This window comes from Xenorhabdus hominickii (genome assembly GCF_002632725.1).
Taxonomy (GTDB): Bacteria; Pseudomonadota; Gammaproteobacteria; order Enterobacterales; family Enterobacteriaceae; genus Xenorhabdus; species Xenorhabdus hominickii.
The window spans coordinates 1514711-1528115 of sequence record NZ_NJAI01000001.1; the positions used below are offsets into that span (position 1 = coordinate 1514711).

The 13405-nt window shown below is 40.5% G+C and carries 14 protein-coding genes; 7 read left to right on the top strand and 7 right to left on the bottom strand.

Features of this window, described 5'->3' with window-relative positions; genetic code table 11:
• Positions 1-11 precede the first annotated feature (11 nt).
• The 5 genes from accA to Xhom_RS06885 all read left to right on the top strand — a co-directional run bounded on the left by accA (position 12) and on the right by Xhom_RS06885 (position 5068).
• The gene (gene accA / locus Xhom_RS06865; RefSeq protein ID WP_069317979.1) at positions 12-971 is read left to right on the top strand and encodes an acetyl-CoA carboxylase carboxyl transferase subunit alpha; all 960 of its coding nucleotides are present in this window, start codon (positions 12-14) and stop codon (positions 969-971) included.
• A gap of 231 nt (positions 972-1202) precedes the next feature.
• The gene (locus Xhom_RS06870) at positions 1203-2120 is read left to right on the top strand and encodes a DMT family transporter (protein WP_069317980.1); all 918 of its coding nucleotides are present in this window, start codon (positions 1203-1205) and stop codon (positions 2118-2120) included.
• 33 nt (positions 2121-2153) lie between these two features.
• Positions 2154-3500, top strand: coding sequence for a tRNA lysidine(34) synthetase TilS (tilS, locus tag Xhom_RS06875; protein ID WP_069317981.1), 1347 nt, complete (start codon positions 2154-2156; stop codon positions 3498-3500).
• 477 nt (positions 3501-3977) lie between these two features.
• Positions 3978-4451, top strand: coding sequence for a VapA/VapB family virulence-associated protein (locus Xhom_RS06880; RefSeq protein ID WP_069317982.1), 474 nt, complete (start codon positions 3978-3980; stop codon positions 4449-4451).
• Positions 4452-4609: 158 nt separating this feature from the next.
• Complete coding sequence (locus Xhom_RS06885; RefSeq protein WP_069317983.1) at positions 4610-5068, top strand: VapA/VapB family virulence-associated protein; 459 nt, start codon at positions 4610-4612, stop codon at positions 5066-5068.
• A gap of 130 nt (positions 5069-5198) precedes the next feature.
• On the opposite strand, the gene rof is transcribed toward Xhom_RS06885, so the two are convergent.
• Positions 5199-5462 (bottom strand): Rho-binding antiterminator, encoded by a 264-nt coding sequence (rof, locus tag Xhom_RS06890; RefSeq protein WP_069317984.1) that lies wholly within the window; start codon positions 5460-5462, stop codon positions 5199-5201.
• 334 nt (positions 5463-5796) lie between these two features.
• On the opposite strand from rof, the gene nlpE reads away from it, so the two are divergent.
• Positions 5797-6498: an envelope stress response activation lipoprotein NlpE gene (gene nlpE / locus Xhom_RS06895; RefSeq protein ID WP_069317985.1), complete on the top strand. Its 702-nt coding sequence runs from the start codon at positions 5797-5799 to the stop codon at positions 6496-6498.
• A gap of 89 nt (positions 6499-6587) precedes the next feature.
• Here the strand turns inward: nlpE and proS are convergent, their stop codons facing one another.
• From proS to metN, 6 genes are all read right to left on the bottom strand, one after another.
• The gene (gene proS / locus Xhom_RS06900) at positions 6588-8306 is read right to left on the bottom strand and encodes a proline--tRNA ligase (protein WP_069317986.1); all 1719 of its coding nucleotides are present in this window, start codon (positions 8304-8306) and stop codon (positions 6588-6590) included.
• Between the two features lie 115 nt (positions 8307-8421).
• Complete coding sequence (tsaA, locus tag Xhom_RS06905; protein WP_069317987.1) at positions 8422-9129, bottom strand: tRNA (N6-threonylcarbamoyladenosine(37)-N6)-methyltransferase TrmO; 708 nt, start codon at positions 9127-9129, stop codon at positions 8422-8424.
• Positions 9130-9208: 79 nt separating this feature from the next.
• On the bottom strand, positions 9209-9592 hold the full coding sequence (rcsF, locus tag Xhom_RS06910; protein WP_069317988.1) for an Rcs stress response system protein RcsF: 384 nt from the start codon (positions 9590-9592) through the stop codon (positions 9209-9211).
• A gap of 153 nt (positions 9593-9745) precedes the next feature.
• Positions 9746-10561 carry a MetQ/NlpA family lipoprotein gene (locus tag Xhom_RS06915; RefSeq protein WP_069317989.1) on the bottom strand — a complete coding sequence of 272 codons (816 nt, stop codon included), beginning with the start codon at positions 10559-10561 and terminating at the stop codon, positions 9746-9748.
• 155 nt (positions 10562-10716) lie between these two features.
• Entirely contained in the window at positions 10717-11370 is a 654-nt protein-coding gene (locus tag Xhom_RS06920) for a methionine ABC transporter permease MetI (protein ID WP_069317990.1), read from the bottom strand.
• Positions 11363-12394, bottom strand: coding sequence for a methionine ABC transporter ATP-binding protein MetN (gene metN / locus Xhom_RS06925; RefSeq protein ID WP_069317991.1), 1032 nt, complete (start codon positions 12392-12394; stop codon positions 11363-11365). The genes Xhom_RS06920 and metN overlap by 8 nt, the downstream gene beginning before the upstream one ends.
• Positions 12395-12572: 178 nt before the next feature.
• Between metN and gmhB the strand changes: the two genes are divergently transcribed.
• Complete coding sequence (gmhB, locus tag Xhom_RS06930; protein ID WP_069317992.1) at positions 12573-13139, top strand: D-glycero-beta-D-manno-heptose 1,7-bisphosphate 7-phosphatase; 567 nt, start codon at positions 12573-12575, stop codon at positions 13137-13139.
• The last annotated feature ends 266 nt before the right edge of the window (positions 13140-13405 follow it).

A 13405-nucleotide genomic window follows, 5' to 3' on the forward strand; every position in this document is an offset into this window, starting at 1 on the left:
ATAGGAACGTTATGAGTCTGAATTTCCTGAGTTTTGAACAGCCAATTGCTGAGTTAGAAGCGAAAATTGATTCGCTCACCGCAGTTAGCCGTCAAGATGAAAAGCTAGATATAAATCTGGATGAAGAAGTCCAGCGTCTGCGTGAAAAAAGCCTTGAATTGACCCGCAAGATTTTTTCTGACCTAGGGGCATGGCAAATTTCCCAGCTATCACGTCATCCGCTTCGTCCCTATACGCTGGATTATATTAAGCACATTTTTACCGACTTTGAAGAGTTGGCAGGTGATCGAGCTTATGCTGATGACAAAGCAATCGTGGGTGGACTGGCTCGTATTGAAGGCCGTCCAGTCATGATAATTGGTCACCAGAAAGGCCGTGAAACGAAAGAAAAAATCCGCCGTAATTTTGGTATGCCATCACCAGAAGGTTATCGCAAGGCGCTGAGATTGATGGAAATGGCAGAACGTTTCAAATTGCCAATCATTACTTTCATTGATACTCCTGGTGCGTATCCTGGAGTGGGTGCAGAAGAGCGTGGTCAGTCAGAAGCGATTGCCCGTAACCTGCGTGAAATGTCCCGTCTCTCCGTGCCAGTTATCTGTACGGTTATTGGTGAAGGGGGTTCTGGTGGTGCGTTGGCGCTCAGTGTTGGCGACAAGGTAAACATGCTGGAATACAGCACCTTCTCCACTATTTCTCCAGAAGGCTGTGCTTCTATTTTATGGAAGAGTGCGGAAAAAGCACCGTTGGCGGCGGAAGCAATGGGAAATACAGCTCCACGCCTGAAAGAGCTGAAATTGATTGATACTGTTATCCCTGAGCCATTGGGTGGGGCGCATCGTAACTATGAAAAAATAGCAGAGGCATTGAAAGCCCAATTACTGGCTGATCTTGCTGATTTGGACAATTTGAACAGTGAAGAACTTGTTAATCGCCGTTATGAGCGTTTAATGCAATACGGTTACTGCTAAGATCGGAAAGCTTAAGTTCTGAAGGCTTAAGCGTATAACTAGATCACCCGTTTCAATATTGTTAATAACAGGTGGAAAGTGCTGAGGAGTGATAATTCCTCAGTATTTCCACCTGTTTTACTATATTTATACTCAATAAATTTTGAATCGCATTATCATATTTTGATGATATTGCGATGGATTAGGGAGCCTAATCGGCAGGTTTTTTAAAATAAAAAATTGAGTTTTTCTATGGCTAAATATAAATATATTATTTATGCATTTTCTTGTGTGTTTATCTGGAGTTTTATTCCTTCTATATCGCGTCTTGGTCAGAAAGAAATGGACCATTTCCAATATTTATTCTGGTCAAATGTCCTGTCTGTCCTCGCGGTATTTGCCGTTGCTCTCATGATGGGGAAAAACTGGAAGCAACTTTTATTCATCCCTTTCCCTGCTATGTTCAAGGTACTGATCTTAGGTGCTTTGGACTGTTTCTTCTATATGTTGCTTTATTACGGTTATTCCATTGAAAATGGTGTTGCTGTTTTGGTTATCCAATATAGTTGGCCATTGATGATTATTGGATTATCGTTCTTTTTGTTTAAAGAAAAACTATCGATCAGACAGATGGTTGGCATTGCGATGGGTTTCATTGCTGTTGTAATTACCTTTACAAAAGGCAATATCACGGAGATCGCAGTAGAACATCCTCAGGCATTGTTGTTGGTATTTAGCGGAGCATTTTGCTTTGCGTTAATGTCCGTATTATCGAAGCAATTTGCGGTTGATGCCTATATCAGTACATTTTGGGTATTCACTTTTTCCACATTAGTTTCCGCAGTATTTATGCTGGTTTTCAGCAGCGTCAATCTGCCTGTTGGGGATTCACTGATGTCAACATTACTTAACGGTATCATATTGAACGGTGTCTCTTATATCATTTGGTTCAAAGCTATGAGCAGCTCAGATTCTCATAAAATTGCCTCAATTTTATTTTTAGCTCCCGTCTTGTCGATGATGTGGATTATTCTGTTCTTTGGTGATGCTTTTGTTCCAGCGTATGTGGTTGGATTAGCGTTGGTTATCATCTCTGGATTACTTTGTATTAGTGCTAAGAGCAAGGCCTCTGAGCAGAATAAATTAACGGATGATTTGATTGAAGATTGATCCGGTAAAAATGAAGGAAGGTTTGACCCCATAATGACAAATAATCATGATCCCCTGTTGACGATGTTGGAAGAACAGATTGGGCCATATAAAAAGATGCTGGTTGGATTTAGTGGTGGATTAGACTCCACTGTATTGTTGCATTTACTGGTTCGTCTCCGTACACAATACCAGCAATTAAGTCGTGCCCCGATAGTGTTAAGGGCAATCCATATCCACCACGGTTTAAATTCAAAGGCAGATTTGTGGGTCGAACACTGTCGCCAGATTTGTACTGATTGGGAGGTTGATTTCCGGACAGAAAAAGTCAGTCTGGATATTCGCCAGAATGGTATTGAGGCAGCAGCTAGAGATGCACGTTACCAATCTTTCCGGGATGAGTTACAGCAGGGAGAAATTCTGATAACAGCTCAGCATCTTGATGACCAAGCCGAAACGTTTTTGTTGGCATTGAAACGAGGGAGTGGCCCAGCAGGGCTATCTTCTATGCCTTCCAGCATGTCATTTGCAGGAACCACATTGATTCGCCCATTGCTGAATGTAAGCCGTGCAGAATTGGAAACGTACGCACAGGCTCAGAGGTTGAAGTGGGTTGAGGATGATAGCAATCAAGATGATCGCTATGATCGAAATTTCCTGCGTCTGCATATTATGCCGTTATTTAATCAGCGTTGGCCTCATTTCCCACAAGCAGTTTCCCGCAGTGCCAGCTTATGTGGGGAACAAGAACAATTGTTGGATGAATTGCTGAGTGAATCATTGAATGAGCTGACTACATTGGACGGTGCAATATCCATCTTTCCTTTGGAACGTTATTCTGAAGCCAAACGTAATGCGTTACTGCGGCGATGGTTGAATCAGCGCGGTGTAAAAATGCCCTCGCGAGAGCAGCTCCAACGAATTTGGTCAGAAGTGGCGCTTTCTCGGCAAGATGCAGAGCCTCGCTTTAGATTAGGGCAATATGATATTCGTCGTTATCGGCAGCAACTGTGGTTGGTTCCTCAGTATCAGCATTTGGCGGGAACTGTTCTTGAGTGGAATACAGATCAGGAACTGATATTGCCAGATGAATTAGGGACGTTAATGCGAACTGGAGAAAGCAACATTACATTCAGATCTCCAGATAGAAATGAACAAGTAACAATTCGTTTCGGTGTCCAAGGTAATATCAGTATTGTAGGACGGCAACATTCCCGCCATAGTAAAAAATTGTGGCAGGAATTGGGTGTCGCGCCTTGGCTCAGAGAAAGAACACCATTGATTTACTACAATGATAAACTTATTGCAGCACTGGGTATTTTTGTGACGAAAGAAGGTCAATGCTTAGTTGATGATTCGGGGGTTTCAGTGGATTGGAAGAGGATACTACCTTCCACTTAGCCATGTGGTTAGACACTTTCCAGTAGAAAATCTGGTTTGTGAATTTGTTGATTTAAAGAGATCACATTAGAAATGATGTGATTTTTTTAATGAATAGAACTTGATAGGTGTCTTTTATATGTCTACCAAATTCCTAATTGGTACCTCGATGGTAAATTCATATTAGTTATAAGCTATCATATTGTTAGAATTAAATTTATTTCTTGTTGAAATTATCTGAGCGTGTACTATATTTTAAAATATAAAAATTATCTCGAAGAGGTAATGGTGATTGGCCTATAAAACAGAGTTGTGATTATGCAAGTTATTCTTAATTTATAATGAGTTTATTTATATTATCAAAAATTAGAGTGAATTTTTTTATATGTGTGAATATCTATTCGATTAAAATGGGTTAAGCATGATTTTGTTTTTTATTGGTTTTTTGGACTAAAAGTATAAAAACTCCATTTTCTTATAATAAATGATGGATGCACCATGAAAAATCAAAATAATAAAGACTACTCTGAGCTAAATAACCATATAAAAGATAATTTTAATAACAGGTTTTTTCAAGATATGAAAGGAAGGATAATAGATCCAGTCCTTCTTAAAGATCCCGCAGAGATAATCCTTTTTGCAACTCAGGAAGAGAGAGTCGATGCATCAGCTTCAATTATTAGCGAGATCATTTATTTCCGGCTTAATGTTACAATTATTGATAAAGATAGAACATTTAATGGTCGAGGATGGTGTTTAAGTAGTGTTGGGGCTGGTGGATTCAGCGGTGGTGTTTATTCTGATGACCTGACGATGCTCTATCTTAAAGCCCATAATTTTTGGTTTTATGAAGCTTTTACACTAATAGTCATTAGTTTTTATGATAATAATTCAAACTATTTAGGGAAATTCAAAGGTAACGGAATTTCGACAGTCAATGGTGTTGGTTCTAGCACAGGTATTTTTTATTAACTCCAATTAATTTAATTTATAATTAAATGAAAGTTATTACCCATAAGGTGCATTAATTATTAACCTATGATTATATTTATATAAATTATGATTTTTAAACATGAAAATAATAATGTGGTTATTGTTGTTATTTTATTTTTATAAAGAGGCTTGTTGCTATGAGTTCTAAATTTAATGAAAATGAACTTAAGCTCAAAACCTTAAAAAAATTTTCCACTGACATGCAAGGAAGATTAGAACAAAATAAGATTGATGAGATAATTAAAGAATTTATTTTGAATGAAAAAAATTACCTTTATAAAGGAAAACTTACAATTGTCAGCTATGTATTTTACAGTACAGTGGAGCTTGCTATTAGTACCGAATGGACATTTTACGGAAATGGAGGTGCGGTAGGTCTCTTGGAAGTTGGGAGTTATAGGGGAGCACTTTATACAAGTGATTATGATAAATTGTTAGTTGAAACACATTCTTTTTGGTATTCATCAAGTCTCACATCAATATCCTTAATTTTATTTGATAAGCATAACTCGTATTTGGGAAATTTCGTGGGATCGGGTGTATCGCTTGTTGCCTCTATAGGTAAGGGATTAGGTGCCTGGGATGCAATTGAATAATTGATACCTTTCATCTTTCAAGTTGCCTCTTCGTTGGCTGCGCTCACTTTCTTGCAGCAAAAAAGTCCTCATTTAATAAGAGGACTTTTTTGTTGTTTAGCTAAAAATTCCTACAATCCGCTGACTTTCGCTATGAAGAATGTTCAATAACAATCGTTCCAATCTCTGGGTTACTGAAACTGGTTATGTGATCCAATCTTAATTCACGGGTTTCTTCTTTTGACTCGACGAGAAGATATTCAACTTTTTTTCTCAAAATCAATTCTTTAGCCTTTCCTTCAAATAACGCACCATCCAGTAATTTGACATGCAAATGTAGTTGGCGTTGGCAAGCTAGTTCAAGGTTCTCGTAATCGTCACAGTTAATTGGTTGATATTCAGTATCTATAGACATATTTGCTCACCACTATGTTAGTGGCGGTTATCGTGCCGCCCGTGATTGACCAAACTCAAACGCAAAAAATGCTATCTACGACTATAGCACAGTAAGCTTTCCTTAATGACAGAATAAATCTGTGGGAATTGCGTTGGAATTGGGAGTAGGGTAAACCTGTTTCTTACTATTAAGCAACGAAATTATCTCTCAAGCATTTTGGGATACGATAAAGTAACGTCAATATTGTTACAGAAGGCTCATGTTTGATATGCAGCGGACGTTATAAACAATAGGTGATACCCTTATCTTCCTTTACTGGGTATTTTGCTGAATTTATTGGATTAATGACATAATGAATAAAAAAATATTTTTTGCACTGCTAGCCGCAGGTGTAATCACTACAGCGGGATGCCAGAATAATCCTGTGTTAGAGGATAATGCTGAGTTACAGGCTAGCACAGTATCTCAGAATAAGTTTCAACTAACCGAGAATGTATTTAATGGTGTTGTACCTTGTGCCGATTGTGCTGGTATTGAGACTACTTTGCAGCTTGCAAAAGATAAGACATACATATCGGAACAAATTTATCTGGAGGCCAAAAGTGATGAGAACACTTTTTTTGAAACGGGTCATTGGATAATTAACGGTAAAAAAATTACATTGAATAATCAAGAGGGTAAGACATTTTATTACCAGATGAAAGGTGAAAATCTGGTTATGCTGGATGTTGATGGCAATCCAATCCAATCAAATTTCAATTATGAATTAGCGAAAGTTACCCCGAAAAAGCTCTCCGGTGAGTATAGTTATATTGCAGATAGCGCACTCTTTACTGATTGTCGTACTGGAAGAACGTACGATGCGTCGGAAAATATTGATTTGGAACGTGGTTATAGTGCGACAGGTGTTGAAGGGGGAACTCCTGTTTATGTCGACGTGGAAGGCTATTATACGTTGCGTCCTTCAATGGAAGATGGATTGTTTGATGATGCCTTAGTTCAAACAGGCAAGATCCGTTTTGATAAATCAGTATCTTGTCAGCGTAAAAAATAACATTCACATAAAAAACAGTACATAAAAAAACCTGCGTGGTATGCACGCAGGTTTTTGTCTTTAGGTGGTACTTGATTACAAAATTAAAGTTATTTAATTTGGTCTTTCAGATATTCAACAATGCTGTCTAATTTCAGCATCTGTTTTTCACCATTACGACGATTTTTGTATTCGATCTCACCGTTATCCAGATTGCGATCGCCAATAACCAGAGTATGCGGTACGCCAATCAATTCCATGTCAGCAAACATAACCCCTGGGCGTTCTTTGCGATCATCAAAAATCACATCAATGCCGTTGGAACGTAAGGCTTCATACAGTTTCTCTGCAACTTCTTTGATACGATAAGATTTGTGCATATTCATTGGCAAAATAGCGACTTGGAATGGCGCAATCGCATCTGGCCAAATAATTCCACGATCATCGTGATTTTGTTCAATGGCTGCGGCAACAATGCGGGTTACACCAATGCCATAACAGCCCATCGTAACAACTTGGTTGTGGCCATCTTCGTTCTGTACAGTTGCTTTCAGTGCATCGGAATATTTGGTACCAAGCTGAAAAATATGACCGACTTCAATACCACGTTTGATTTGCAGTGTTCCTTGACCATCAGGGCTGATATCACCTTCAACCACATTACGAATGTCTGCAATAATTTCTGGCAGAGGCAGGTCACGCTCCCAGTTAATGCCAAAATAATGTTTATTATCAATATTGGCACCTGCGCCGAAATCACTCATGACGGATACGCTACGGTCAATAATAACAGGCATAGACAAATTGACTGGGCCTAAAGAGCCTGGGCCAGCTTTGACGATGGCACGAATTTCTTCTTCGGTAGCGAAGTTGAGTGGGCTGGCGACCAATGGCAATTTTTCTGCTTTGATCTCATTGAGTTCATGATCACCTCGAACCAGCAGAGCCACTAATTTATGTCCGCTTTCTTCCGCAGCATGAACGATCAACGTCTTAACGGTTTTTTCAATTGGCAGGTTAAATTGCTCGACCAATTCAGCAATGGTTTTGGCATTTGGTGTATCGGCCATGCGCATTTCTTCAGATGGCGCTGCACGCTCCTGAGATGGCATGACCGCTTCGGCCAATTCGATATTCGCTGCGTAGTTGGATTCTGTAGAGAAGACGATATCATCTTCACCGCTGGCTGCCAGCACTTGGAACTCATGGGAGGCACTACCTCCGATGGAACCAGTATCAGCAAGAACGGGGCGGAAATCCAGACCGATACGGGTAAAGATTTTGCTGTAAGCAGTGTACATCTTGTCGTAAGTCTCTTGCAGAGATTCTTGACTGGTATGGAAAGAGTAAGCGTCTTTCATGATGAATTCGCGTGAACGCATGACACCAAAGCGTGGGCGAACTTCATCGCGGAATTTAGTCTGAATTTGGAACAGATTTAATGGCAGCTGTTTATAAGAAGTCACTTCGTTACGGATCAGATCAGTAATGACTTCTTCATGGGTTGGCCCCAAAACAAAAGGACGAGCACCACGATCTTCGAAACGCAGCAATTCTGGACCATATTGTTCCCAACGGCCACTTTCTAGCCACAAATCTGCTGGCTGAACTACCGGCATGGAAACCTCAATCGCCCCGGCATTATTCATTTCTTCACGAACAATGTTTTCAACTTTTTTCAACACGCGGACACCTGTCGGCATCCAGTTGTACAGACCTGAAGCGAGTTTACGGATCATTCCGGCACGAAGCATCAGTTTATGACTGACTACTTCTGCATCAGCAGGCGTCTCTTTTAAAGTAGAGAGCAGATATTGGCTAGTACGCATAGTAAGTTTCCATTGGACAGCAAAGTGCTTCTGGGCGGCAAATAAAGTGCCACCCAACCCTGAAAATAAAGTAAACCGCTAGTCTACCAGCGAGTCGGCGATGTCAAAAGGGGTTTTAGCGGAGTTCGATAGAAACCACTTCTGTTATGGTGCCATGAACCAACCAGCGAACATTAAAATCGAGGATATGGGCTGCGTATACTCGATTTTCTTGTTCTTTCTTGCGATAGGCAGGACGGGGATCTTGAGCCAAGATTTGGCTAATAAAGCGGCGTAATTGAGGATAACTTGTCTGATGACATGAAAGTTGTTGTTCTGCGATCGGAGAAAAGCAAACTTCCATATCTGCATCTGGTGCTGCTTGGGCAAAACCTGCTTTCGCGTCAGAGCGTGATTCAGCAAAAGGCAGATAAGGTTTTATATCAAGTACGGGCGTACCATCCACTAAGTCCAAGCTCCCAAGTTGCAGTAGTACGCGATTGTTTTGACAATTAATTCCCTTTAGCTCCACCAAAGACATCCCAATGGGATTAGGGCGGAAGGTTGAGCGGGTAGCAAATACGCCCATTTTGGCATTTCCTCCTAGACGAGGAGGGCGAACCAATGGATTCCAGCCTCCATTCATCGTTTGATGAAAAACGAAGACAATCCATAAATGGCTGAATTGTTCCAAACCACGTACGACATCAGCCTGATTATAAGGGGTAAGCAATTCGAGTTGCCCCGTGCCATCTTCCACCAAACCCGGCTGGCGGGGAATGGCAAACTTCTCTTTATAGGGAGAATGGATGGTTCCTATTTGCGTAAAATGAAAATCTGCCATGAGCCTTTTTCAGTACAAAATACTTTGATAAAAACTAAGTAAGTAACAGTTAAGTGGATAATTATGAAGTAGGTAGTGGTTAATTAGTGGTTATTACCGCTGTGCCCTCACAGATGGCAATTTGGTAACAACCATGGCCGTAGAAAATTGCACATTGGTGCAGTAATACGCCATTGGCATTTAAACGAGAGGCTTTTGCCTGCATATTTTGTCGTGCAATTGCAATACTGGCAGGAGGATCTTGTAGCGTATTACGACAGGACTCTCCAGAAACGATACCGAGATCTTTAAATGGTGAGCCTAGCAGTTCGGCAGGTTTCGTATAGAGCCGAACATAAGATGTATTTTTGTTTTTTGTAGTTGAACGATGTACTGACTTTGAGTCAGATTTATTAATCTGAGTTGACAGTGAAGTGCATCCAACCATAAATAGTGCGATGAAACAGATAGGTAACATACGCATTGAGTTGAATCCTTATTCCGATAAAAACAGTGAGTGAGGAATGGAGCATGTATCGGCGAAATAATGATAAAAAGTATTTAATTTCCCAATAAGCAAAGGCGGATACAAGTATCCGCCTCAGAATTTTAATCTTGATTGGTTAAATATGAAAGATTACCAACCTTTTATTGCACCGCCCTTGAAGACTATCTGTGCTTCTTTTTCCACTTCTGGCGATTGATACGCTTTCACAAACTTTTGAATATTTTCAGCATCTTTATTGTCTTCACGACTGACGATGATATTTACGTAAGGTGAATTTTTATCTTCAACAAAAATCCCGTCTTGTTCTGGCGTTAAACCAATCTGCCCTGCATAAGTGTTATTGATGAGCGCTAAAGCAATCTTTTGATCATCCAGTGAGCGTGGTAATTGTGGTGCTTCTAGTTGGACGATATCCAATTGCTTAGGATTGCTGGTAATGTCCAGAATGCTCGGCAGTAGGCCAACACCATCTTTCAATGTGATCAGACTTTGTTTTTGTAATAACAATAATGCACGGCCTTGGTTGGTCGGATCATTTGGAATAGCAATTTGAGAGCCATCCTTCAATTCATCCAGTGATTTGATCTTCTTAGAATAAGCCGCCATTGGGTAGATGAAAGAATTACCAACAATAGCCAGTTTGTAGCTACGCTCTTTGACTTGCTGATCTAAATAAGGTTTGTGTTGGAAGACGTTGACATCAATATCTCCCTTGCTCAGTGATTCGTTTGGCAAAACATAGTCATTGAATGTCGTCAGCTCAACATCAAGGCCATATTTATCTTTAGCCACTTGTTTGGCAACTTCAGCAACTTTTAATTCAGGCCCTGCAATAACACCGACTTTAATGTGATTGGGATTTTTTTGTTCTGGGCCGCAGCCTGCAAGGGCCAATGTGCCTAATAGTGCGCCGATTACTGCAATGGATTTCAATTTCACTGACATATTTTTACCCCTTGTTGAATACTGATTTATAACCTGTCTGACCAAGTTATTGCGTACTACTTTTAAGTTGTATCTGCATTTATTGACTGCTGTACTGCAACTCGAAATTCTATTGGGTATAGGTGCCGTTATCGGGTACCTTGGTTGAAATAGCTTTATTTACGATTAACGGCCTTAACTAAATGGTCACCGCCTAATTGAATCAAGAAAACTAAAACAACCAGTAATGCTAACACGGTGTTCATTACTGTTGCATCGTAGCCAATATAACCATATTGGTATCCAATTTGGCCTAAGCCCCCTGCGCCAACAGCACCACCCATAGCGGAATAACCCACTAAAGTAATTAAGGTTATTGTGGCTGAATTGATCAAACCTGGTAATGCTTCTGGTAATAGAATCTTTCTGACGATCTGAAACGGCGTTGCACCCATTGCTCGTGCTGCTTCGATCAATCCAGATGGAATTTCCAATAAAGCATTTTCTACCATACGGGCAATGAAAGGTGCTGCGCCGACAGTTAATGGAACAATTGCTGCTTGTAAGCCGATTGAAGTTCCAACAATCAGTCGGGTGAATGGGATCATCCATACCAGCAAAATAATAAACGGAACTGAGCGGGTGATATTCACCAGCGCTGACAGGATACGATAAAGCGTTCCGTTTTCGATAATTTGCCCGGGGCGGGTGACATATAAAAGCACGCCAGCAGGCAAACCAATAACAAAGCCAAAAAAACCAGAAACGAAAGTCATCACGAGTGTTTCCCAGACGCCTTTAGCCAGTAATAAAATCATTCCTTCAGACATAACCGAGAACCTCTACTTTCACATGATGCTCTTTTAAAAACGTAATTGTTGATTCAATATCGCTATCTTCGCCATCCAATTCAGCCAGCATAACGCCAAACTTAACACCACCGGCATAATCCATTTGAGAACTCAATATACTGATGTCGATACTAAAGCGACGCACAGCCATGGAAATCAATGGAGCATCAACGGATTTACCTGTGAATTCCAGTTTCAATAATGGACAGCGATCCGGCGCAGATTCTGGCTGCAATTTCTGTAGGTAATCTTCAGGAATATCCAAATGCAGCGTAGATTTGATAAATTCTTGGGCAACTGGTGTCTTGGGATGCGAAAATATTGCGCTAACAACATCTTGCTCAATCAATTGACCACCACTAATTATCGCAACTTGATCACAGATGCGTTTAACGACATCCATTTCATGGGTGATCAGAAGAATCGTTAGGCCCAGGCGACGGTTAATGTCTTTTAACAGCTCTAAGATAGAGCGGGTTGTTGCTGGATCGAGCGCGCTGGTGGCTTCATCACACAGAAGGATTTTCGGAGAGTTTGCCAGTGCGCGAGCAATCGCGACACGTTGTTTCTGACCACCAGATAAATTGGCAGGATAAACGTCATGCTTATCAGAAAGACCAACTAATTCCAGCAACTCGTTAACTTTAGCTTTTATTTCAGCCTTTGGCGTTTGATTCAATTCTAAAGGTAGAGCGATATTGTCAAATACGGTTCTGGATGACAGTAAATTAAAATGCTGGAAAATCATGCCAATATGACGACGAGCACGAGTCAACTCACGCTCAGAAAGAGAAGTGAGATCTTGCCCATCAACCAAAACCTGACCTGAAGTCGGGTGCTCAAGCATATTCACACAGCGAATTAAGGTACTTTTTCCTGCACCTGAAGAACCGATAACGCCATATATTTGCCCCTGAGGGACATGCAAGTTGATATCTGAAAGCGCTTTGATTGAGCGCGTTCCTTGCTGAAATACTTTATTTATCTGAGTCAGTCTTATCATTTTTTTCTTATTAGGTGTCAGGATGAATGACTTGAAAACCTTTAAACAAGTCGTGAATTGAAGTGGATGTTAAGGCGTCTAGACGTCTAAGTCAACCGCGAATAAATTAAATGCTGCATTATCATTCAGTATTGAATCATGCGATACTGTCTGCTTCGTACATTCTTGGAGTAATCAGGTGACTCAAGGTATTCCCGCCGTATTTTTAGATCGTGACGGCACGATTAACATCGATCATGGTTATGTACATGAGATAGATAATTTTCAATTTATTGATGGCGCGATTGATGCCATGCTTGAATTGAAAAAAATGGGCTATGCACTGGTTTTGGTAACTAATCAATCAGGTATTGCCCGCAAAATCTTTACTGAAGATCAGTTTATGCAGTTAACTGAATGGATGGATTGGTCATTGGCAGACCGAGGTGTTGATCTTGATGGCATCTATTATTGCCCACATCACCCAGAAGCGAGTAATGAAGAGTATAAGAAGAACTGTAATTGCCGTAAGCCACAACCCGGCATGTTGCTGGATGCACAGGAAGAATTACATATCGATATGTCTGCTTCTTATATGGTAGGAGATAAAATAGAAGATATGTTGGCAGCAAATGCAGCTAATGTTGGAACCACAGTGCTCGTTCGTACAGGAAAACCTATAACAGAAGCAGCAGAACAAGTTGCAGATCTCGTTATTGATAGCCTGGCTGACCTGCCAAATGTGATAAAAAACAGTCAAAAATAACCTTTTTGGCTGAAATATGAACATTTAAATAAAAAATACAAAAAAAGACTTGCCTAAATAAAAAGGCTCCCTATAATGCGCATCCGTTGTCACGACAAACATACAAACAGGTCGAGATGACAAGAGGTGAAAGGCGCGAAAATAAAGGCTTGACACTCTCTGAGGACGGCGTAAGATACGCAGCCTCGCAACACGGAGAACCTCTCCGGTTGCCCGCTCTTTAACAATTTAATCAGACAATCTGTGTGGGCACTCGCAAGACCCTA